24 protein-coding genes are annotated in these 20,856 nt (G+C 65.6%); 16 read left to right on the forward strand and 8 right to left on the reverse strand.

What is annotated here, in order from left to right:
• Positions 1 to 132 precede the first annotated feature (132 nt).
• Together ACTIEZ_RS00005 and ACTIEZ_RS00010 are read right to left on the reverse strand one after the other, a co-directional pair.
• Positions 133 to 789: a DUF4142 domain-containing protein gene (locus tag ACTIEZ_RS00005; RefSeq protein ID WP_439544588.1), complete on the reverse strand. Its 657-nt coding sequence runs from the start codon at positions 787 to 789 to the stop codon at positions 133 to 135.
• 63 nt (positions 790 to 852) lie between these two features.
• A complete protein-coding gene (locus ACTIEZ_RS00010; RefSeq protein WP_439544589.1) occupies positions 853 to 1,485 on the reverse strand; it encodes a DUF4142 domain-containing protein in 633 nt (210 codons plus the stop codon).
• 328 nt (positions 1,486 to 1,813) lie between these two features.
• Between ACTIEZ_RS00010 and ACTIEZ_RS00015 the strand changes: the two genes are divergently transcribed.
• The 6 genes from ACTIEZ_RS00015 to ACTIEZ_RS00040 all read left to right on the forward strand — a co-directional run bounded on the left by ACTIEZ_RS00015 (position 1,814) and on the right by ACTIEZ_RS00040 (position 6,252).
• A complete protein-coding gene (locus ACTIEZ_RS00015; RefSeq protein ID WP_439544590.1) occupies positions 1,814 to 2,371 on the forward strand; it encodes a PRC-barrel domain containing protein in 558 nt (185 codons plus the stop codon).
• A gap of 58 nt (positions 2,372 to 2,429) precedes the next feature.
• Positions 2,430 to 2,969 carry a hypothetical protein gene (locus tag ACTIEZ_RS00020; RefSeq protein WP_439544591.1) on the forward strand — a complete coding sequence of 180 codons (540 nt, stop codon included), beginning with the start codon at positions 2,430 to 2,432 and terminating at the stop codon, positions 2,967 to 2,969.
• A 50-nt stretch (positions 2,970 to 3,019) separates the two neighbouring features.
• On the forward strand, positions 3,020 to 3,556 hold the full coding sequence (locus tag ACTIEZ_RS00025) for a hypothetical protein (RefSeq protein ID WP_439544592.1): 537 nt from the start codon (positions 3,020 to 3,022) through the stop codon (positions 3,554 to 3,556).
• A gap of 117 nt (positions 3,557 to 3,673) precedes the next feature.
• On the forward strand, positions 3,674 to 5,104 hold the full coding sequence (locus ACTIEZ_RS00030; RefSeq protein ID WP_439544593.1) for a DUF1800 domain-containing protein: 1,431 nt from the start codon (positions 3,674 to 3,676) through the stop codon (positions 5,102 to 5,104).
• Complete coding sequence (locus tag ACTIEZ_RS00035) at positions 5,101 to 6,081, forward strand: DUF1501 domain-containing protein (RefSeq protein ID WP_439544594.1); 981 nt, start codon at positions 5,101 to 5,103, stop codon at positions 6,079 to 6,081. Before ACTIEZ_RS00030 ends, ACTIEZ_RS00035 begins: the two co-directional genes overlap by 4 nt.
• Before the next feature lie 36 nt (positions 6,082 to 6,117).
• Positions 6,118 to 6,252: a hypothetical protein gene (locus ACTIEZ_RS00040; protein ID WP_439544595.1), complete on the forward strand. Its 135-nt coding sequence runs from the start codon at positions 6,118 to 6,120 to the stop codon at positions 6,250 to 6,252.
• Here the strand turns inward: ACTIEZ_RS00040 and ACTIEZ_RS00045 are convergent.
• The gene (locus ACTIEZ_RS00045) at positions 6,242 to 7,105 is read right to left on the reverse strand and encodes an alpha/beta hydrolase (protein ID WP_439544596.1); all 864 of its coding nucleotides are present in this window, start codon (positions 7,103 to 7,105) and stop codon (positions 6,242 to 6,244) included. The genes ACTIEZ_RS00040 and ACTIEZ_RS00045 overlap by 11 nt on opposite strands.
• A gap of 242 nt (positions 7,106 to 7,347) precedes the next feature.
• Here ACTIEZ_RS00045 and ACTIEZ_RS00050 point away from each other — a divergent pair, with 242 nt between their 5' ends.
• Positions 7,348 to 8,088: a PEPxxWA-CTERM sorting domain-containing protein gene (locus tag ACTIEZ_RS00050; RefSeq protein WP_439544597.1), complete on the forward strand. Its 741-nt coding sequence runs from the start codon at positions 7,348 to 7,350 to the stop codon at positions 8,086 to 8,088.
• A 9-nt stretch (positions 8,089 to 8,097) separates the two neighbouring features.
• Here the strand turns inward: ACTIEZ_RS00050 and ACTIEZ_RS00055 are convergent, their stop codons facing one another.
• Positions 8,098 to 9,111, reverse strand: a complete 1,014-nt coding sequence (locus ACTIEZ_RS00055; protein WP_439544598.1) for a diguanylate cyclase — start codon at positions 9,109 to 9,111, stop codon at positions 8,098 to 8,100.
• A gap of 238 nt (positions 9,112 to 9,349) precedes the next feature.
• Between ACTIEZ_RS00055 and ACTIEZ_RS00060 the strand changes: the two genes are divergently transcribed.
• A complete protein-coding gene (locus ACTIEZ_RS00060; RefSeq protein WP_439544599.1) occupies positions 9,350 to 9,694 on the forward strand; it encodes a hypothetical protein in 345 nt (114 codons plus the stop codon).
• 6 nt (positions 9,695 to 9,700) lie between these two features.
• Here the strand turns inward: ACTIEZ_RS00060 and ACTIEZ_RS00065 are convergent, their stop codons facing one another.
• Positions 9,701 to 10,456, reverse strand: a complete 756-nt coding sequence (locus tag ACTIEZ_RS00065) for a hypothetical protein (RefSeq protein ID WP_439544600.1) — start codon at positions 10,454 to 10,456, stop codon at positions 9,701 to 9,703.
• Between the two features lie 90 nt (positions 10,457 to 10,546).
• Here ACTIEZ_RS00065 and ACTIEZ_RS00070 point away from each other — a divergent pair, with 90 nt between their 5' ends.
• From ACTIEZ_RS00070 to ACTIEZ_RS00085, 4 genes are read left to right on the forward strand one after another with little or no spacing between them, the layout of a single operon-like run.
• Positions 10,547 to 10,996 carry a (2Fe-2S)-binding protein gene (locus ACTIEZ_RS00070; protein ID WP_439544601.1) on the forward strand — a complete coding sequence of 150 codons (450 nt, stop codon included), beginning with the start codon at positions 10,547 to 10,549 and terminating at the stop codon, positions 10,994 to 10,996.
• Positions 10,993 to 13,221, forward strand: a complete 2,229-nt coding sequence (locus ACTIEZ_RS00075) for a molybdopterin cofactor-binding domain-containing protein (protein ID WP_439544602.1) — start codon at positions 10,993 to 10,995, stop codon at positions 13,219 to 13,221. Before ACTIEZ_RS00070 ends, ACTIEZ_RS00075 begins: the two co-directional genes overlap by 4 nt.
• Positions 13,222 to 13,224: 3 nt before the next feature.
• Complete coding sequence (locus tag ACTIEZ_RS00080) at positions 13,225 to 15,390, forward strand: molybdopterin cofactor-binding domain-containing protein (protein ID WP_439544603.1); 2,166 nt, start codon at positions 13,225 to 13,227, stop codon at positions 15,388 to 15,390.
• 38 nt (positions 15,391 to 15,428) lie between these two features.
• Positions 15,429 to 16,094: a DUF2490 domain-containing protein gene (locus ACTIEZ_RS00085; protein WP_439544604.1), complete on the forward strand. Its 666-nt coding sequence runs from the start codon at positions 15,429 to 15,431 to the stop codon at positions 16,092 to 16,094.
• Positions 16,095 to 16,121: 27 nt separating this feature from the next.
• Here ACTIEZ_RS00085 and ACTIEZ_RS00090 read toward each other — a convergent pair whose 3' ends face one another.
• The 3 genes from ACTIEZ_RS00090 to ACTIEZ_RS00100 form a co-directional block, all read right to left on the reverse strand.
• Complete coding sequence (locus ACTIEZ_RS00090; protein WP_439544605.1) at positions 16,122 to 16,487, reverse strand: c-type cytochrome; 366 nt, start codon at positions 16,485 to 16,487, stop codon at positions 16,122 to 16,124.
• A 16-nt stretch (positions 16,488 to 16,503) separates the two neighbouring features.
• A complete protein-coding gene (locus tag ACTIEZ_RS00095; protein ID WP_439544606.1) occupies positions 16,504 to 16,959 on the reverse strand; it encodes a copper chaperone PCu(A)C in 456 nt (151 codons plus the stop codon).
• A 64-nt stretch (positions 16,960 to 17,023) separates the two neighbouring features.
• Positions 17,024 to 17,377, reverse strand: coding sequence for a hypothetical protein (locus ACTIEZ_RS00100; RefSeq protein WP_439544607.1), 354 nt, complete (start codon positions 17,375 to 17,377; stop codon positions 17,024 to 17,026).
• A gap of 122 nt (positions 17,378 to 17,499) precedes the next feature.
• Here ACTIEZ_RS00100 and ACTIEZ_RS00105 point away from each other — a divergent pair, with 122 nt between their 5' ends.
• The 4 genes from ACTIEZ_RS00105 to ACTIEZ_RS00120 are packed head-to-tail and all read left to right on the forward strand — an operon-like array spanning position 17,500 to position 20,800.
• Positions 17,500 to 18,324: a TIGR00266 family protein gene (locus ACTIEZ_RS00105; protein ID WP_439544608.1), complete on the forward strand. Its 825-nt coding sequence runs from the start codon at positions 17,500 to 17,502 to the stop codon at positions 18,322 to 18,324.
• A gap of 50 nt (positions 18,325 to 18,374) precedes the next feature.
• On the forward strand, positions 18,375 to 18,956 hold the full coding sequence (locus ACTIEZ_RS00110) for a thymidine kinase (RefSeq protein WP_439544609.1): 582 nt from the start codon (positions 18,375 to 18,377) through the stop codon (positions 18,954 to 18,956).
• An 11-nt stretch (positions 18,957 to 18,967) separates the two neighbouring features.
• Positions 18,968 to 19,456 (forward strand): glutathione peroxidase, encoded by a 489-nt coding sequence (locus ACTIEZ_RS00115; RefSeq protein ID WP_439544610.1) that lies wholly within the window; start codon positions 18,968 to 18,970, stop codon positions 19,454 to 19,456.
• A 6-nt stretch (positions 19,457 to 19,462) separates the two neighbouring features.
• Complete coding sequence (locus tag ACTIEZ_RS00120) at positions 19,463 to 20,800, forward strand: aspartate aminotransferase family protein (protein ID WP_439544611.1); 1,338 nt, start codon at positions 19,463 to 19,465, stop codon at positions 20,798 to 20,800.
• Positions 20,801 to 20,856: the final 56 nt, after the last annotated feature.

Genomic DNA, 20,856 nt, shown 5'->3' on the forward strand with positions numbered 1-20,856 from the left:
CATCCAAGGCTCCCTTCCAACAGCCTTGAATCAGCAAACATCAGTCAGCGCCAGACCTTATTGAGTACGGAGCCTAGACCATCAATGCCGAACGAAGTTCAGCATGCCATGGTCCCTTTATAAAATTTCGCCTCAGGCGGCCGGGTTGAGATCACGCAGCATGCGGGCGTGGCCTTGCACGGCGACCAGGGTTTCGCGGGCATGGGCTTTCACGGCTTCGGGCATGTCGATCCCGCTGGCAGCCTGATGCAAGGCGATGGCTTCGACATGGGCGCCGCGCTGCTGCGCGATGTAAATCTGATCGAGGATGTTGGTGGGGGCAGCGCGCAGCTCGGTCAACTGGGTCTGATGCTTGACGCTGAGCTCGGTGCCGGGCGCAGTGAGTTGATTGTTGCGCGCCACCGTGGCCAGTTTTGCGCTGACCGCGCGATGATCATCGACCATCTGCTGGGCAAAGGCGCGCACGAAGGCATTTTTCGATTGATCGAGCAGATATTGGCTGGCCTGGATTTCATACTGGCCGGCCGATGCCGCCTGGGCGACATAATCCTGGGCGGTGCCCGGTAGCACCACGTTGACGCCAGGGCCGATATTGCCGTCCCGGTTGATCTCGGCGGGCGACGCGGCCATTGCGCCACCGCCTTGGGTGGTCACGGGGTCGATGATATTGCCCTGCGCGGCATCGACCGGCTGGACCGTATCCGTGTTGGTGCTGTTGGTGTCGGGCACGGGTTCGCCGCAGCCGGCAAGCCACGCACACGCCGCAGCCGTGACAAAGATCCTGTACATATCGTCGCTCTCCAACTGTTCCGTCCGGACTGGCACCCGCGCCCGGCGCAGGTGCCAGTGACTTTATCGGCTGGTCTTCATCTGATCCAGCATGCGGGCATGTTCCTGCACGCGCGGGAGCACTTCGCGGGCGAAGCCGGCAAGCTGCGCCGGTGCCGCATTGTTGCTGGTCATCGCCTGATGCAGGGCGATGGCCTCGGCATGGGCCTCCCGCTGCTGTTCCAGATACAGCGCATCCATGTTGGCGCCGGCATTCTTCAATTCGGTCAGCTTGGCCTGATGCGCGGCCAGCATTTCGGTGCGCGGGGCCTGCAGCGCGGCGCCGGTGGAGGCGATCTGCAGCTTCTGGGTGAAGGTGCGATGATCCTCGATCATCTGCTGCGCAAATTCACGCAACCCGGCATTCGTGGACTGTTGCAGCGCCAGCTGGCTCGACTGGATTTCGAACTGATCGCTCGATGCCGCCTGGTTGATATATTGCTGCGGATCGTTGGCGCCGGTGATGGCATTGGCGAGGCTGTCGGCGGCCATCGGGTCATCCGTGCCGTTCATCGTCGCCTGGCCATCGGCGGTCATGCCGGGATTGGCGGCGGTACCGTCGGCCATTGCGACATTCTGATCGGTGTCGGCGGCTTTTTCGCCACAGCCGGCGAGCACCAACGACGAGGCGGCAACGGCGATAAACATGCGGATCATCTTGGGTCTCCTGAAAATGGTTGTCAGCGTGGTAACCAGGGAAGGCCCGGATGGTTCCCTGCTGCCAATTCGCGGCGGTTGGGGGGCACACGCCCTCGGCCTGAGCGGATCGGGCCTGTGCCGCAAAGGCGCGCGTGGCGGCGGAACTTGCCGGCCTGCCGGCGGTTGGGCGGGGACACAGGCAAAAGGCTGATCCCATGACCGATATCGAGAGCGCGCTGGTCTGGTGCGACGCGGTTGTCTGGATAAGGCGCCGCCCGCCGATGACCGGTTTCTGAACGATCAGGATGACCTCACCAAGCTGGTGCTGCAGCCCCGAGGCGGCACGATGAATTTGCCTGACATCGCCGGCTGGGTGGCGCCGGCCGCGACCATGGTGGCGGCGATGATGACGGCGGCCAATCTGGGCGCGCGGCTGACCGGGTGGGGCTTTGTGGTCTTCACCTTCGGGTCGATCGGCTGGGTGATTGTCGGGCTGCAAGGCGAACAGATGGGCCTGGTGGTGGCCAACGGCGTGCTGACCCTGGTCAATCTGGTTGGCATCTGGCGCTGGCTGGGCCGGGAGGCGCGCTATCAGGCGGTGGGCGAGGCCGTGGAAGCCGGGCCAGCCGCCGTGCTGCCGACCAGTGGCATTTTCGGCCGCGAGATCATCGATGCGCACGGTCATGCCGCCGGCAAGGCGGTGGAAGCCATCGTCGATTGCAACAGCGCCAGCATCCGCCAGATCATCATTCGCAGCGGCGGCGTCGGCGGGGTCGGCGAGCGCATGGTGGCGCTGGAGATTGGCCAGTTGGCGCTCGACAACAAGGTGATCCGCACGCTGCTGACCGCCGCCGAGATCGCGGCGCTGCCAGCAATGGAATCAGGCGCCCACACGCAGATCTGATGGAACCGGACGGGCCGGTTCGGGTTGACCCTGCACTGTTTCCCGAAAGGAGAATGTCATGAGCCACCACTATGTATCGGCGGTGTTCGACACCCGGTCCGAAGCCGAACACGCCGTTTCCGAATTGCGCAGCGCCGGCATCGATGACGGCGCAATTTCGCTGATCACCCAACATGACGGCAAGCATAGCGCCACCAATGGCGCCGGCGAAGGCAATGATTTGGATGGCAATCAGGGCTTTCTGGGCAAGGCCGCGCTCGGCGCCGGCGTCGGCACCGCACTGGGCGTTGCCGCACTCGCCATTCCGGGTGTCGGCCCGCTGGTTGCCGCCGGTGCCATCGCGTCGGCCGCCATTCCGGCCGCAGCCGTCACCGGGGCCGCCGTTGGCCTGGCCGCCGGATCGTTGGCCAGCGTGTTTGCGGATCGCGGCGTCGATGATGTCGATGCCGAATATTACCAAAGCCATTTGGGCAAGGGCGGCATTTTCGTGTCGGTGGACACCAGCAGTGCCCCCGTCGAAACCATGGCCGCCCAGGAAATTCTTTATCGCGCCGGCGGCCACAGCGGCTCGCGCACCAGGCTTTCACACCCCGCGTGATCGACCGCAGCGCACATTTGCGCCGCACAACAACCAAGAAGGATCAGACCATGAACGAACATTATGTATCCGCCGTATTCGACACACAGTCCGAAGCCGAACGCGCCGTTTCCGAACTGCGCAGTGCTGGCGTCGACAATAAGGCAATCTCGCTGATCGCGCGCCATGACGGTGAAAACCGCACCACCGATGGCGATGGCACCGACACGACGGGTGCCGTGCAGGATGTGGTCGGCAAGACCGCGCTTGGCGCCGGCATCGGCACCGCACTCGGCATTGCGGCGCTGGCCATTCCGGGTGTTGGTCCGTTCGTGGCCGCCGGTGCGATTGCGGCCGTTGCCGTGCCGGGTGCCGCATTGACCGGCGCTGCCGTTGGTGCCGCTGCCGGTGGTCTCGCCGGCCTGCTCACCGATCATGGCGTCAGCGAAGACGATGCGCGCTATTATGAAACCCGCGTCGGCGAAGGCGGCATTTTCGTGTCGGTAGATACCAGCAATTCGCCGATCCATGGCTCGGCGGCGCAGGACATTCTGTATCGTAGCGGCGGCCACAGCAGCACGCGCGACAAGATGTCGATGACAATGTGATGGATGGCCCCTGTGGCGTTTCCCGGCCACAGGGGCATCTCCACAACCAGAATTGATTTCCTGTATCCGAGGGCGGCGCAGGCGGGGGAAATCCCTGCCCCCAGCCGTTAAGCCGGCATGAGCAGCACGGCCATCGCCCTCAATCGCTTCGGCCTTGGCGCAAGGCCGGAGATGACGCCGCCGGCCGACCCCAAGGCCTGGCTGCTGGCGCAACTCGACCAGTTCGATCCGCGCCCGGAAATTGTCGCCAACCTGCCCGGCGGCGCGGCCATGACCATCCAGTATCGCCAGAATCTGCAGGCGCTGCGCCGGGTCGGCATCGGCGGCCTGCCGCCCCAGCCCGGCGATCCGGAACCGCTGTCCGGTGCCGAGGCCGAAGCCGCCGCCGCGCAATATCAGCAGCAACGCCGTCGCGATTTTCGCGCCGCTTATGGTGCGCAGGTGCAGGCGCGGCTTGCGCTGGCGATCAGCGGCCCGACGCCGTTCGCCGAGCGGCTGGTGCATTTCTGGGCCAATCATTTCGCGATCTCGACCGACAAATTGGCGACGGCCACCATGGGCGGGCCGCTGGAATTCGAAGCGATACGCCCCAACATCGGCGGCAAATTTGCCGATCTGCTGCTTAGCGTAGTGCGCCATCCCGGCATGATGTTCTACCTGGATCAGGCGCAATCGATCGGGCCGAACAGCCTGCTGGCGCAAGCGGCACGCCGCCGCAATGCACCGCGGCAGCCGGGCCTCAATGAAAATCTGGCGCGCGAGATACTGGAACTGCACACGCTGGGCGCCGGCCATTACACGCAGGCCGATGTCGCCGGGCTGGCGCGGGCGCTGACGGGGTGGAGCGTGGGCGGCTTCGTACGGCGGCCATTAGGGGTGCCAGCGCCTGATGGCGATTTCGTCTTTCAACCCAATTGGCATGAGCCGGGCAGCGTCACCGTGGCCGGCAAGCGCTATGCGCAGGACGGCGCCGCCCAGGCCAAGGCGATCCTGCGCGATCTGGCGGTGCATCCCCAAACCGCGCAGCGGCTGGCGACCAAACTGGCGCAGCATCTGGTCGCCGATGAGCCGCCGCCAGCGCTGGTGACACGATTGGCCGGGGTCTATCAGGCGAGTGGCGGCGATTTGCCCGCGCTGTACCGGGCGTTGATTGCCGCGCCCGAAGCCTGGGCGCAGCCGCTGAGCAAATTCAAGACGCCGTGGGACTGGACCGTGTCGGTGGCGCGCGCGCTGCCGAAGCGCGATCTGCCCGATTTGCGGCTGGTGCTGATGCTGAACGAACTGGGCCAGCCGGTGTGGCGGCCGGGATCGCCAGCGGGGTGGCCGGATGACACGGCGCGCTGGGCGGCGCCCGATGCGCTGCTGCGCCGGGTGGATGTGGCCGGGCGGATGGCGATACTGGCCGGTGGCGCCGATCCGCGGGCCATGGCGACGAAATTGCTGCCCGGCACATTGTCTGCCAGCACCGCCGCCGCCATCGCGCGCGCCGAAAGCCCGGCCGAGGGCCTGGCGCTGTTGCTGGTTTCCCCGGAGTTCCTGCGCCGATGATCAATCGTCGTTCGCTTCTTGGCCGTGGTGCGCTCATCGGTGGCCTGGCGCTGCATCCGCAATTGGCGCTGGCGGCGGCCGGCACCGAACAACGCCTGGTGTTCATCATCCTGCGCGGCGCCATGGACGGGCTGGCGGCGATCCCGCCGTTGAATGATCCCCGGCTGGCGCGGCTGCGCGGCCCGCTGGCAACGCCGCCGGAACAGCAAGGTGCGCTGATCAGGCTGACCAGCGATTTCGCCGCGCATCCGGCGCTGAAGGGCTTTGCCGGCATGTTCGCCGCTGGCGAGGCATCGGTGGTGCATGCGGTCGCCAGCCCCTATCGCGAGCGCAGTCATTTCGATGCGCAGAACATCCTCGAGACCGCCGGCAACGCGGCTTATGCAGTGAAGGATGGCTGGCTGAACCGGCTGCTGCCGCTGCTGCCGCCCGCCCCACCACCCGTGGCGATTTCGGCGACATTGCCCGCCCTGCTGCAAGGCGCGGCGCCGGCGACCAGCTTTGCGCCCAGCCGACTGCCCGATGCCAGCGCCGGGCTGAAGGCGCGGGTGGCGGCGCTGTATGAAGGCGATCCGCTGCTGCACCGGCTGTGGAGCGATGCGGTGGCGACCGAAATGATGGCCGGCAGTGCGGGCGACACGACCGGCCCGCAAAATGGTCCGGCATTGGCAACCACGGCGGCGCGGTTGCTGGCCGATGCGGCCGGGCCGCGCATTGCGGTGCTGGATCTGGGCGGGTGGGACACGCATGCCGGGCAGCCGTTCCGCCTGGCGGCGCAGTTGCGGCAACTGGATGCGGTGTTTGCGGCGTTGAAGACCGGACTGGGCGCGGCGTGGGGCAACACGCTGGTGATTGCCGCGACGGAGTTTGGCCGCACCGTGGCGGCCAATGGCACCGGCGGCACCGATCATGGCACGGCGAGTGCGGCGCTGCTTGCCGGCGGGCGCGTGGCGGGCGGCACGGTGCACGGCGACTAGCCAGGGCTGGCGCGCCTGCACGAAGACCGTGATCTGATGCCGACCAGCAGCCTGAACGCGTTGTTCGCGGGCGCGGTGGCGGACTTGTACGGCCTGGACCCGGAACTGGTGGTGCGGCGGGTGTTTTCTGCGGCGCCCGCACCAGCGATGGGTGGGTTGATCAGGGCGTAAGCTGGGCCAGCAGAAATTCGCTCGCATCCTCCAGCACCGGCGCCTTGCCGCGGAACGGCTTGGAGAGCGCCAGCAAGATGCCGATATGGCCGATGCCGGGATAGAGCCTGGTCGTGGCACGGCCGCCCAGATCGGTGACGGCATTGGCCAAGCGGGTGCTGTTGCGCGGCTTGACCGTCGTGTCCTCATCGCCGTGCAGCAGCAACAGCGCCGGCGCATCGGCGCGCGCGAAGTGGATCGGCTGGGTATCGGACAGATCGGGGGCATTGCCCAATGCCGCCTCGGCCGCGCCGCCCGGTTCGAACGGGCGGAAATCATAAGGGCCAGCCAGGCCCACGGCGGCCTTGATGCTGTCGGCCACGCCCCAGCGCCGATCGAGGGCCAGCAGCAACGCGATATGCGCGCCGGCACTATGCCCCACCACGCCGATGCGCCCCGGATCGCCGCCGTGCGCCGCGATATTGGCCGCCACCCACTGCATCGCTGCCGCGCCATCTTCGACGAACGCCGGCCAGCGTATCTGCGGCACCAGGCGATAATCCGGCACCACCACGACAAAGCCCCTGGCCGCCAGCGCGCGGGCGGCAAAGCCATAGCCGTCGCGGTCCCCGCTTTTCCAACTGCCGCCATAGAAAAACACGATCACCGGCAGGCTGGCGGTAGCGTTTTCCGGCGCCCACACATCCAGCCGCTGGCGCGGGTCGCTGCCGAACGCGGCGCCATCGACGATGCGCTTCACGCCGCCATCGCCGGGCGTCAGCCGGTTGGCACCGTTCAGCACGCCAAGCGGCGAGCAGGCGGCCGTGAGCACCGACAGGGCGGAGACGCTGAGGAGGGCGCGGCGGGACATCATGAACCGGGATTAAACGGCGGCGGCGCGTTGGGCAATCAAGCCTCAATTTGTCGCGGCCGAAGGATCGCTTCACCGCATTCCCACCAACGTCACGGATTCTACCCGGTTGCGATGCAAACGCAAATCGGAAAGGTTAATAGTGTCAAGCCGGCGATGGCTGACAGACAGGGAGAGACGCGATGCGCAATATCCTGATAAATTCCGGAATGTTTGCTTGTGCTTGTCTGGTTCCGGGTGCTGCGATGGCAGCATCGGTGACCTTGTACGAGCAGGATTTCGAGTCGCCAACGTCATTTCCCAACAGTGGGATTGATGCCAGTATCGCGCCTGTCAATAATCTTTACCCCAACCAGCCGCCGGGTTTTGTGTTTGCCCAGTCCGGTACCGTCGAAACCTTGCTGATCACCGGCACACAGGCCTTTGGCACCGGCTACAGCGATCCTGACGGCCGCGGCGGCAATTATGCGCTGGGCATGTTGTCGGATGTGCAGGATGATCGGCTCGGCCTGTCTTTCAACATCGGTGCGCTGCAGTTCCTGAATTTCCGGATCGATATTTCCAGCATCGATCTCAGCGGCCTCGGCGGGCCGTTCGTGCCGGCGCAAGGCGCGGCGCCGACCTTCCGTTTCAGCCTGTTCGACAACCCGACTGGCGCGGCCAGCACCGGCACAGGCACGGCGCTGTCGTTCGTGGATGCCAGCGCGCCCTTCAATACGTCGAAGAGCAGCTTTTTGTGGACCACGGTGAACAGCGGGCTGTCGGCAGCAGGCAACACGAACGGCAATGTCACCCTGCAGATTGATCTGTTGAGCGGCGGGTATGCGGCATTCGACAACATCACCATCACTGCCGACAATGTCGGCGGCGGCGTGGGCGCCATCCCGGAACCGGCGAGCTGGGCGATGATGATTGCCGGCTTTGGCCTTGTCGGTGCAACGCAGCGCCGGATTGGGGTGCGCCGGCGGCGGACAACGCTGGCCTGATCGCCGGCTTCAGGTCGGCAGCGGCAGCGGCAGCCGGCCGAGCAAGGGCACCGGATCCTGTTGTTGCTGGGCCCGCTGTTTCATGCGGTACATCGCGGCATCGGCGCGGGTGATCAGATCCTCGATCGTGGCATCGTGATACGGATCATGGACGACACAACCGCAGGAAAATGATGTGCGATAGGGCAGGCCGAGCCGGTCTTCGGTGGTGAGCAGCCAGCGGCGCAGCCGGGTAACGGCGAGGCGGGCATCGGTTTCGCCGGCGCCGGGCATCAACGCGACGAATTCATCGCCGCCCATGCGGGCAAAGGCATCGGAACTGCGAAAGGTTTGCGCCATCCCGTCGGCGATGCGGCGCAGCACGGCATCGCCTTCGCCATGGCCGTGGGTGTCGTTGATGTCCTTGAAGCCATCGAGATCGATGCAGGTCAGGGTGACGGGCTGCTCCTGGCGGACACAGAAATCGATGCTGCTCTGCCCGACATTCAGGAATCCGCGCCGGTTCCACACGCCGGTGAGCACATCGGTGGTGGCTGCCTGGAAAGCCGCGAGTTCATCCTCCACCATCGCTGCCAGATCCTTCAGCGCGGCAATGTCTTCGGCCGAGAGGGTGCGCGGCCTGGTGTCGATGATGCACAGCGTGCCGACCTTGACGCTGCGTGACACGCGCAGCGGGCAACCCGCATAGAATCGGATATCCGGCCTGCCGGCAACCAGCGGATTATCGAAGAAGCGCACGTCGGCGGTGGCATCCGGGATCACGAACACATCGTCGCCCAGGATGGCGTGGCCGCAAAAGCTGACGTCGCGCGGCGTTTCCGAAACCGACAGGCCCTGGCAGGATTTGAACCATTGCCGATTGAAATCGACCAGCGTGACCAGCGCAATCGGCACATCGAACAGGCGCCTGGCCATGCGGGTCAGCCGGTCAAAACGCTCGTCCGGCCCGGAATCGAGCAATTTGAGCGCATTGAGCACCTGCAATCTGTGCATTTCATCCTGGGCCAGGCGCGGTTTCAGCACGGCAATCTCCATCGGGTCCGTGCGCGCGACCGACCTGCCGCCGGCGATGTGATTTGCGCCGCGCGCACCCACATCACCGCAGCCTTTGCCGCCCACGACCCTCGCAACCGTTGCATTGCCAGCCAAAGTTTAACGAATCACATTGAAACATTGTGGTTAAGCATAGTTTCAGGGTCATCTGCGGTTCCTGCGGCAGTAGCTCTGGACTTCGCGCCCACTCTGCCCGACAGGAGCGGTGATGATCGACACTCCTGAGGCTGAGCCGGTGCCGGCTGCGAATCCATCCGACAGTCATGCGGTTGACGATGAGGCGCCCGGCAGCTTTGTGGTGGTGAGCCGCGAGAAGATCTATTCCTGGGGCGTCACCTATCGGCTGCAACTGGTCCGCGATGTACATGCAGTGGAGCAACGTCTGGGCCGGGACATGCTGTCGAAGCTGCCGGTGGTGCAACGGCGCAGCTTTGCGCAGCCGGCGGGATGGGAAACCGATGTGACGTTGGTCGGCCGGGAACTGCAGCCGGGGGACCGGGTGGCCGTGCAGGACATCGCCAATACGGCGCGGCTATGGAGCGCGTGGGTCTGATCGGGCCTAGGAGATGTTGGCGCCGCTCTTGCTGATATCGCCGGAATAGACATAGGGGCCGATATGCGTGAAGCGCAGGAACGGCTGGGCAAAGACCTGCCCGCCTAATTGGCGCCAGCGTTCGCAGAAATGAAAATCTTCCGACAGCAACACGCCGGATGCGTCGTGGCTGGTGGCGAAAAATTCGTGCACGGGCGGGTGCACCCAATCACCATTGGCATGGCGCGCGGCCGACACGCGATAGACCGGCACATGCGGGGCCATGATTTCGAACACCCGGCGCCGGATCGCCATCACCCCCGATCCGCCGTGGCGGATTTCGATGAAGCCCTGCGCATCCGGCCGCGCCGGCGCGGTGCTGAGCGGATTGACCACGAAGCTGCCGGCATGATCGGCGAGTTCGTCCAGCCGGCCAGCCTCGGCAGCGCGGCGCACACTGTCCCAATTCACCTGTTTCTTGGGACAGATGCCACAGGCGATATCGCGCCCCCCGGCAATCAGGGTCGCAATGGCATCGCCGTCAAAGCCGTGATCGCCATCGATGAACACCAGCACGTCATCATCGCTGGCCAGAAACTGCCGCACCAGCTCGTTGCGGGCCCGGGTGATCAGGGCCTCGTTGGTGATATAGCCCCAACCGGCGCCGATGCCCAATTGCTGCAGGCGCTGCATGGTCAGCAGCAGACCCTGCACATAGGCACCCGTGCATTGGCCGCCATACATCGGCGTTGCAATCATGATGGACCGGGGAAGTGCAGCCATGCGCCCTTGTGACGGCAACGGCGCGCGCGCGCAATTGCCGTGGTGCTGCGCCGCCGCTATGCTGCCGTGTATCGCAGGGGAGGGATCGCCATGAAGCTGAACATCAACGGCAAGCCGACTGAGGTCTTGGCCGATCCCGACATGCCCTTGCTGTGGGCGCTGCGCGACGTGCTGGGGATGACCGGCACCAAATTCGGCTGCGGCGCGTCGTTCTGCGGGGCGTGCACGGTGCAACTGGATGGGGAGCCGGTGCGCAGCTGCCAGACACCGGTTTCGGCGGTGGGCACGGCCAAGATCACCACGATCGAAGGCCTGTCGATGTCCGCCCTGGGCCGCAAGTTGCAGGATGCCTGGGTGGCGCTGGATGTGCCGCAGTGCGGTTATTGCCAGGCCGGGCAGTTGCTGGCCGCCGAAGCGCTGCTGCGCAGCACACCCAAGCCGACCGATGCCGATATCGATGCCGCGATGAGCGGCAATCTGTGCCGCTGCGCCACCTACACGCGCATCCGCGCGGCGATCAAGCAGGCGGCGGTGGCATGAGCGCCACCCGCCGCGCCGTGTTGCAGGCGAGTGTTTTGGCCGGCGGCGCGCTCTCGCTGGGCTGGCGCTTTTCCGGTGCCAAGGCGAGTGTGCCGGGCGCCCTGTCCGCCTTCGTCATCGTGCGGGCGACCGGCAGCGTGGAGATCACTGCGCACCAGCCGGAGATCGGCCAGGGCGTGAAAACCAGCTTCCCGATGATGATCGCCGAGGAACTGGACGTCGATTGGGACCAGGTGAAGGTGGTGCAGGCGCCGGGCGACCGTGCCGTCTATGGCGCGCAGATCGCCGGCGGATCGAGCGCGACACCCACCCAGTTCGAACGCATGCGCCGGCTGGGCGCCTCGGCACGCGCCATGCTGATCGAAGCCGCCGCCAAGGGCTGGGGCGTGCCGGCCGGCGAGATCACCACGGCGAGCGGCCGCCTCTATCACAAGGCCAGCAACCGCGAGGCAAGCTATGGCCAGTTTGCCGAAGCCGCCGGCGGGATCACACCGCCCAAGCCCGAGACGCTGAAATTGAAGGACCCGGCGCAGTTCAAGATCCTGGGCAAGCGCGTGCCCGGCGTCGACAATCGCGCCGTCGTCACCGGCCAGCCATTGTTCGGCATCGATGCCCGCCCGCCCGGCATGGTCTATGCCGCCTATGCCAAATCGCCGGTGTTTGCCGGCAAGCTGAAAAGCGCCAACAAGGCCGCAGCGCTGGCGGTGCCGGGCGTGCAGACGGTGATCGACATTGCCGAGCGCCGCGACCTGAAGACCGAGATCGACGTGGCGCTGCCCGGCATCGAAGTGCTGCCGCAAGGCATTGCCGTGCTGGCCAATTCCACCTGGGCGGCGTTGAAGGGCCGTGATGCGCTGAACGCGGTTTGGGAAGGCGGCGATGCGGCGTTTCAATCCACCGCAGCCTGGGAGGCAGCCGCCGCCAAGGCGCTGCGCGATGGCCCGCAAAAACCTGGCTACATCAACCATGGCGATGCGCTGGCGAAGATGGCCGCGGCCACCAAGCGCGTGACGGCCGACTATAGCTATCCGTTCATCGCCCATGCCGCGCTGGAGCCGATGAACTGCACGGCGCACGTCAAGGACGGCAAGTGCGAGCTGTGGCTTTCGACGCAGACACCGGAAGACGCGCGCCGCATGGTGGCACTGGCGCTGGGCCTCAAAGCCGAGGATGTCACGCTCCACCTGATGCGGTCCGGCGGCGGGTTCGGCCGGCGGCTGATGAACGATGTGGCTGTGGAAGCCGCGGTGATCGCCAAGGCGGCCGGTGTGCCGGTGAAGCTGACCTGGGATCGCGGCCAGGATTTCGCGCATGACTGGCTGCGCCCCGGTGGCTGGCACCGGCTGGAAGCCGGATTGGATGCGGCCGGCAACATCACCGCCTGGCAGGATCATTTCATCAGCTATGGCCGTGACGGCAAGCTCGATCCGCCCGCCGTCATCGATGCGTCGCTGTTTCCATCGGGCGTGATCCGGGATTATCGCGCCGACGTGACCGTGCTGCCGCTGGCCTCCACGCTGGGCTGGCTGCGCGCGCCGATCAACAATGCGTTCGGCTTCATCACGCAAGGCTTCATCGACGAATGTGCGCACAGTGCGGGGCGTGATGCGGTGGAATATCGCCGCGCGCTGCTGGGCAACCCAAGGGCCATTCCGATCGCCGAGGAGTTCAGCGGCGAGGTCAAGGCTGATGCCGGCGGCACGCCCTATCACACCGGGCGGATGCGCGGTGTGCTCGACAAGGCCGCCGCGATGGCCGGCTGGGGGCGCAAGCTGCCGGCGCGGCGCGGCATGGGCATCGCCTTCCACTTCAGCCATCTCGGCTATTTCGCCAATGTCGTGGAGGCCAGCGTCGCCGCCGATGGCAGCGTGACGGTGCACAAGATCTGGGTGGCCGCCGACGTCGGCCGGCAGATCGTCAACCTTTCGGGCGCCGAAAACCAGGTGCAGGGCAGCGTGATCGACGCGCTGGGTGCCGCGATGGGCCAGCGCATCACCTTTGCCGACGGTGCGGTGGAGCAGCGCAATTATGGCGACTATCACATGGCGCGCATGAGCGATGCGCCGGCGGTGGAGGTGGCGTTCATTCCTACCGATTTCCACACGACCGGCCTGGGCGAGCCCGCCTACCCCAGCCTGGCGCCGGCGCTGGCCGGGGCGATCTTTGCCGCGACCGGCAAACGCCTGCGGCAATTGCCGTTCGACACCGAACTTCTGAAGGCCTGAGCCATGACCATCCAGATGAACCGCCGCAATTTCCTGTTTGCCAGCGCGGCGGCGGGCGGTGGCCTGTATCTGGGCATCAGCCCACAATCGGCCGAAGCGGCTGAGGCGGGGCAACTCAACGCCTGGGTGGTGATCGCGCCGGACAATCGCATCCGCATCATGGCCAGCAATCCCGAAATCGGCCAGGGCATCCGCACCAGCCTGCCGATGGTGATCGCCGAGGAGCTGGACGCCGATTGGGCCATGGTCGAGGTGGTGCCGACCATGGCCGACGCGAAGGTCTATGGCCGCCAGGTCGCCGGCGGATCGATGGCAATGACGACGCAATATGAAGCGATGCGCAAAGTGGGCGCTTCGGCGCGCAGCCTGATCGTGCAGGCCGCTGCCGCGGCCTGGGGCGTGCCAGCCGCCGAACTGACGACGCGCGGCGCGATGGTGATGCATGGCACGTCGCGCAAGGCGCCTTATGGCCAGTTCGCCGCCGCTGCCGCCGCCCTGCCCGCGCCCGATCCGGCCAGCGTGCCAGTGAAGAACCCCAAGGACTTCAAGCTGATCGGCACCTTCCAGCCGGGGGTGGACAATCGCACCATCGTGGCCGGCAAACAGGATTATGGCATCGATGCCGTGCTGCCCGGCTTGGCTCACGCCGCGTTCCACAAGCCGCCGGTGCAGGGCGCCAAGGTGAAATCCGCCGATCTGGCCCGCGCCAAGGCGATGAGCGGGGTGCGCGATGCGTTCATCGTGACGGGGACGGACGAATATGAAGGGCTGAGCGCCGGCGTGGCGGTGATTGCCGACACGACCTGGCATGCGCAGCGCGCCCGCAATGCGCTGAATGTGCAATGGACCGACAGCCCGGCGGCGTTCCAATCGACGGCGACCTGGGAGAAACTTGCGGCCGAGGCCAAGGCCAAGCCGCCCGCCATGGCCGTGCACAGCAGCGGCGATGTGGCTGCCGCGCTGGCCGGCGCTGCCAAGCGCGTGACCGCCGATTATGCCTATCCCTTCATCGCGCATGTGCCGCTGGAGCCGATGAACTGCACGGCGCGCGTCACGGGTGACAAGGTGGAAATCTGGGCGCCGACACAGAATCCGGAACCGGGGCGCGCGGCGGTGGCAAAAACCTTGGGCGTGCCCCCGGAAAATATCACCATCCATATGATGCGCGTGGGCGGCGGCTTCGGGCGGCGGCTGCAGAATGATTATATGGTGGAGGCCGCCGCCATCGCCAGGCAGGCCGGCCGGCCGGTAAAACTGACCTGGACGCGCGAAGATGATGTGACGCAGGATTTTCTGCGCCCCGGCGGCTGGCATTTCCTGGAGGCCGGGCTGGACGCGCAGGGGCGCTGCATTGCCTGGAACAACCATTTCGTCAGCCACGGCCGCGACGGCAAGTTCGCCCGTGCCGCCGGCATCGGCCCCACCGATTTCCCGGCCGGCATCGTCGAGGATTTCCGGCTGGGCGCCACGGTGCTGCCGCTGATCCACACCACCGGCTTTTTGCGGGCGCCGGCCAACAATGCCTTTGGCTTCGTCACGCAGGGCTTCATCGATGAACTGGCGCATGCCGCCGGCAAGGACCCGTTGCAGTTCCGCCGCGACTTTCTGGGCGCACCCCGCATCATCGGCGATCCCAATCAGCGCGGCGCCTATAACACCGGGCGGATGCGCGCCGTGCTCGACAAGGCCGCCGCCATGGCCGGCTGGGGCCGCAAATTGCCGGCGCGCACCGGGCTGGGGATTGCGTTCCATTTCAGCCACCTTGGCTATTTCGCCAATGTGATCGAGGCCAGTGTCGCCGCCGACGGCAGCGTGAAGGTGCACAAGGTGTGGGCCGCCGGCGACATCGGCCGGCAGATCGTCAACCCCGCCGGCGCGATGAACCAGGTGCAGGGCAGCATCCTCGATGCGCTGAACGCCTGCCAGCATCAGGCCATCACCTTTGCCGATGGCGCCATCGAACAGCGCAATTTCGGTGATGTGCCGCTGGCGCGCATGGATCAGACGCCGGTGATCGAGGTGGCGATGCTGACGCCTGACTATCCGGTGACGGGCCTGGGCGAGCCGGCCTATCCGGCGGTCGCGCCGGCGCTGGCCAATGCGATCTTTGCCGCCACGGGTGTGCGCTTGCGGCGGATGCCGCTGGATAGCTCGCTTTTGAAGGCTTGAGTCACACCACTGCCATATTGCGGCGGCAGTGGCAGGCGATGAATCGTTCCGCCTTGCTGGCCGCCCTGATCCTCGCTGCCCCGGCCACTGCGCAGGATGTGCAGAGCTGGAACACCATGTTGTTTCAGGGGCCAATCGACGGCAAGTTGCTGTTGTGGGCCGAAGGGCAACCGCGGCTGACCAACGATCTGGACCGCGTTGGGCAGATCATCGGCCGCGTCGCGTTGGGCGTGCGCACGAAGAACGATATCGATTTCCATGCCGGCTATCATTTTCAGCATAACAATCCGGCGCCGGGCGTCACCAGCGACGAACATCGGTTCTGGCAGCAGGTGATGGGGCCGGTGCTGCGCCGGCAAAATGGCTTCATCCTGGTCACGCGCTGGCGGCTGGAGCAGCGGACTTTTGTGGGCGCCGACGATACCGGCTGGCGGCTGCGCATGTTGTGGCGCGGGCACCAGGGCCTGAAAGGGCCGGGCACCGCCGGGCCATTGGTGTGGGCGGAAACCTTCGTGGCGTTCAACGACACTGATTGGGGTGCCCGCGATGGTCTGGATCAGCAGCGCCTGTTCGTCGGCTGGCTGCAGCCCGTGGCCAAGCGCATGAATTTCGAAGCCGGTTACATGGTGCAGCACATCAACCGGCCCGGACCCAACGCCAACAACCATGTGCTGAACCTGACGCTGAACCGCCGGCTGGGCTGACCCGGCCGGCGGCGGCAGCGGCTGCGCTTACTTCAGCGTTTTCAGATAGGCGATGACATCCTTGCGCTTTTTCGCATCGGGAATGCCGGCAAAGGCCATCTTGGTACCCTTCACATAAGCTTGCGGCTTTGTGAGGTAGGAATCCAGATTGGCCTCGGTCCATACGCCGCCCTTGGTCTTCATCGCGGCGGAATAGGCGAATTTGTCGTAGGTGCCGATCTTGCGGCCAACCACGCCGGCCAGCGACGGGCCGACGCGGTTTTGCCCCGCCACCACGCTGTGGCAGGCCTTGCATTGCACAAAGGCCTTTTCGCCGACCTGGGCATCCTGGGCAGCGGCCGGAGCCGCTGCCGCGATGGCCGCCAGAGCGGCCATGGTCATCGTCGTCTTCATGGGGTTTCTCCCTTTGTCAGTGTTTATGGTTGCCGCCTGCGGCGGTTTCGGTCTTGAATTCAACGTCCACAGGTCCGGCCTTTTCAAAGGTCAGCCGGGCCTTCAACATTGCACCCGGTTGCATCGGCGCCTTCAGGCCGATGAACATCACGTGCAGGCCGCCGGGGGCGAAGGTGACCGTGGCCCCCGCCGGCACCGGCACCCCGTCGGTTTGGGCGCGCATCTGCATGACATTGCCGTTCCGGATGGTGCCATGCAGATCGGCGCGGCTGGATGCGCTGGTGGTCACCGATACCAGCCGGTCTGCCTGGCGGCCGCGATTGGTGACCGTCAGAAAGCCGGCACCGGTTTTCGACACCGGGCTGGCAACGCGCAGCACGGGATGATCGATGGTCAGGCTGCCGACGCTGTAATCGTGGGCGGCAGCCGGGATGGCCATGGCAAGTGCCACAGCCAGAAGCATGGATTTCATTGGTATGTCCTGAACTGGAATGGCAGGGCGGCACGACAGCAATGCGCCTGGCCGCAGCATGGGTTCAGGCGCGTGGCGGCCCCTGGCCAAGCGGGCGCGGGCGGTGGCGGCGCAACACGGCCCGCGCGGGCGGCGGCAATTGTGCCGGCAACAGCGGCAGCGCCAGCAGGGGCAGAAGCAACGCTCTGGCGATCAACGCCGGGCCGATCGCCAGCGCAAAATCACACAGTTCGGTGTCGCTGGATGGCAGCTGCGGATCGGCAAGCGGATCGACCGGCAAAACAGTGCCGCTGCACAGGATCAACGAAACACCCGTGCTGCCGGTGGCCGGCATCCAGCCCACCGGCACCATCACGCGCAGCGCCAGTGCCGCCAGACAGGCCGCAATCAGCAACAGGCCGGGATGGCGGCGCGACATGGCGCAGCGTCTGCCATGCTGCACAGTCAGCGGCAAGCTCCGGCATTTCCCGTAGGCTGCGTCTTGGCAGCGCAATACACTGCTCCTACATTCGGGCGGTTGAACCAGATGAGGACATCGCCATGAACAACCCCTGGCAGCACAGCCGCAGCAAGAACAGCGCCGACGACATTGATTTCGAGATCAAGGGCCACGAGCTGCAATTCGTGGAAATCGAGCTTGATCCCGGTGAAAGCGCGGTGGCCGAAGCCGGCGCGATGGTTTGGAAAGATGCCAGCATCGGCATGGCGACGATCTTTGGCGATGGTTCCGGGCAATCGGGTGGCTTTGTGGGCGCGCTGCTTGGGGCCGGCAAGCGGCTGCTGACCGGCGAGAGCCTGTTCACCACCGTGTTCACCCACAATGGCCGCGGCAAGGCTCGCGTGGCCTTTGCCGCGCCGACTCCGGGCCACATCCTGCCGATCAAGCTGGACAGCATCGGCGGCACGTTGATCTGCCAGAAGGATGCGTTTCTGGCGGCGGCCAAGGGCGTGTCCATCGGTGTCGCGTTTCAGCGCCGGGTGATGACCGGCCTGTTCGGCGGCGAAGGCTTCATCATGCAGAAGCTGGACGGCGATGGCTGGGTGTTCGTGCAGATGGGCGGCACCGTGATCGAACGCAGCCTGGCACCGGGCGAGGTGGTGCATGTCGATACCGGTTGTGTCGCGGCCTACACGCCGTCGGTGAATTTCGATCTGGAGACGGTGGGCGGTGTGAAATCCATGCTGTTCGGCGGCGAGGGCGTGTTTTTCGCGCGGCTGACCGGGCCGGGCAAGGTGTGGATCCAGTCGCTGCCGTTCAGCCGCCTGGCCGGGCGCATGCTGCAGGCCGCTGCCGGCCGCGGCGGCAACCGCGGCGAAGGCAGCATCCTGGGCGAGTTCGGCGATTTCATCGGCGGCAACAGGTGAGTTGACCTGCGGGCCTGGCCACGCGCATGAACACGCCCAAGAGGTGCGTGTTGGCCAAGCTCTATTTCTATTACGCCTCGATGAACGCCGGCAAATCGACGGTGCTGTTGCAGGCCAGTTTCAATTATCGCGAGCGCGGCATGAACACATTGCTGTTCACCGCCGCCATCGATGATCGGGCGGGCACCGGCGTGATCGCGTCGCGCATCGGGCTATCGGCGCCGGCGCAGGCCTTTGCCGGCGACACCGACCTGTTTGCCGAGGTGAGCGCGGCCCATGCCGTGACGCCGCAGCATTGTGTGCTGGTGGATGAGGCACAGTTTCTGACAAAAGCCCAGGTGTGGCAATTGGCGCGGGTGGCCGATGACTTGAGCATTCCGGTGCTTTGTTATGGCCTGCGCACTGATTTTCTGGGCGCCCTGTTCGAAGGCAGCCAATGGCTGCTGGCGCTGGCCGATACGCTGAGCGAATTGAAGGCCGTGTGCGACTGCGGGCGCAAGGCGACAATGAATTTGCGCATTGACGCATCCGGCCGCGCGGTGACCACTGGCCAGCAGACCGAAATTGGTGGCAATGATCGTTACGTGGCGTTGTGCCGGCGCCATTTCGTGGCGGCGCTGGCTGGCCGGTAAGGGAGAGGCATATGTCGAGCGTCTATGAGTTCAGCGCGAAGACCATCGATGGCCGCGAGGTGTCGATGCGCGATTTCGAAGGCAAGGTGCTGTTGATCGTCAACACTGCCAGCAAATGCGGCTTCACTCCGCAATATGCCGGGCTGGAGGCGCTGCACAAGCAATATGGGCCAAAGGGCTTTGCCGTGCTCGGCTTCCCCTGCAACCAGTTCGGCGCGCAGGAACCGGGCGATGCCAACGAAATCGCCAATTTCTGCAAGCTGACCTATGATGTCGATTTCCCGCTGTTTGCCAAGATCGATGTGAATGGCGACAAGGCGCACCCGTTGTTCCAGATGCTGAAGAAACAGGCGCCCGGCCTGCTCGGCACCGAAGCGATCAAATGGAATTTCACCAAGTTCCTGGTCGACGGCAAAGGCCAGGTGCAGGAACGGTTCGGATCAGCGACCAAGCCCGAGGCGCTGGGCAGCCAGATCGAGAAATTGCTGGCCAAGGCCTGAGCCGCCGTGGCCCCGAACGCTTCAGCTCCGGCCCCCAATGATCTGTCGAATTGGTGGATGCCGTTCACCGACAACCGCTATTTCAAGGCAAATCCGCGCCAGTTGGTGGCGGCGAAGGACATGCATTACACCGCCGCCGATGGCCGGCAGGTGCTGGATGGCACTGCCGGCCTGTGGTGCGTGAATGCCGGCCATGGCCGCGAGCGCATCACCGCCGCCATCAAGGCACAGGCGGAATTGATGGATTTCGCGCCGAGTTTCCAGGTCGGGCATCCGGCGGCGTTCCAGTTGGCGGCGCGGCTGGCGGACATCATGCCCGACGGGCTGGACCGCATCTTCTTCACCAACAGCGGTTCGGAAAGCGTCGATACCGCGCTGAAGATCGCGCTGGCCTATTGGCGGGCGCGCGGCGAGGGCCAGCGCACGCGGCTGATCGGACGGGAGCGCGGCTATCATGGCGTCGGCTTTGGCGGCATTTCGGTGGGCGGCATCCTGTCAAACCGCCGCGCCTTCGGGCCCGGCCTGCCCGGCACCGATCATCTGCCGCACACACATGATTTGGCGCGCAATGCCTTTTCGCGTGGGCAGCCGGCGCATGGGGCGGAACTGGCTGACCGGCTGGAGGCGCTGATCGCCCTGCACGGCGCCGATACCATCGCGGCAGTGATCGTCGAGCCGCTGGCCGGATCGACCGGCGTGCTGGTGCCGCCCGTGGGCTATCTGGAACGGCTGCGCGCCATCACGGCCCAGCATGGCATATTGCTGATCTTCGACGAGGTGATTTCCGGCTTTGGCCGGCTTGGTGCGGCCACGGCAGCGGAGCGGTTTGGCGTCACGCCGGACATCATCTGCCTGGCCAAGGGCCTGACCAACGCTGCGGTGCCGATGGGGGCGGTGGCGACGGGCCGCCACGTGTATGACGGGATCGTGCACGGCGCCGGCGACGCGCCGGGGATCGAATTGTTCCATGGCTATACCTACAGCGCGCACCCGCTGGCCTGCGCCGCGGCACTCGCCACGCTGGAGACTTACGCCGATGAAGGCCTGTTCGCGCGGGCGCACAGCCTGGAACAGCATTGGGAAACGGCGCTGCACGCCTTGCGCGAATTGCCGCATGTGATTGATGTGCGCAATTTCGGATTGGTGGCGGGCATCGAATTGGTCCCCATCGCGGGGCAGCCCGGCGCGCGCGGCCAGGCGCTGTTTCGCGCCATGTTCGATTCCGGCCTGTTGATCAGGGTGACCGGCGATATCATCGCCTTGTCACCGCCGCTGATTATCGATGCAGCGCAGATCGACGAGATCGCCGACCGGCTTGCGGTGGGGCTGCACGGTCTGGCTTGATTGCAGGATTTGACATTACGTCAGCGTAATCTTTTTCACCGTCCAGCCTTGGCAAA

The organism is Sandarakinorhabdus sp. (genome assembly GCF_051860625.1).
Taxonomy (GTDB): Bacteria; Pseudomonadota; Alphaproteobacteria; order Sphingomonadales; family Sphingomonadaceae; genus Sandarakinorhabdus.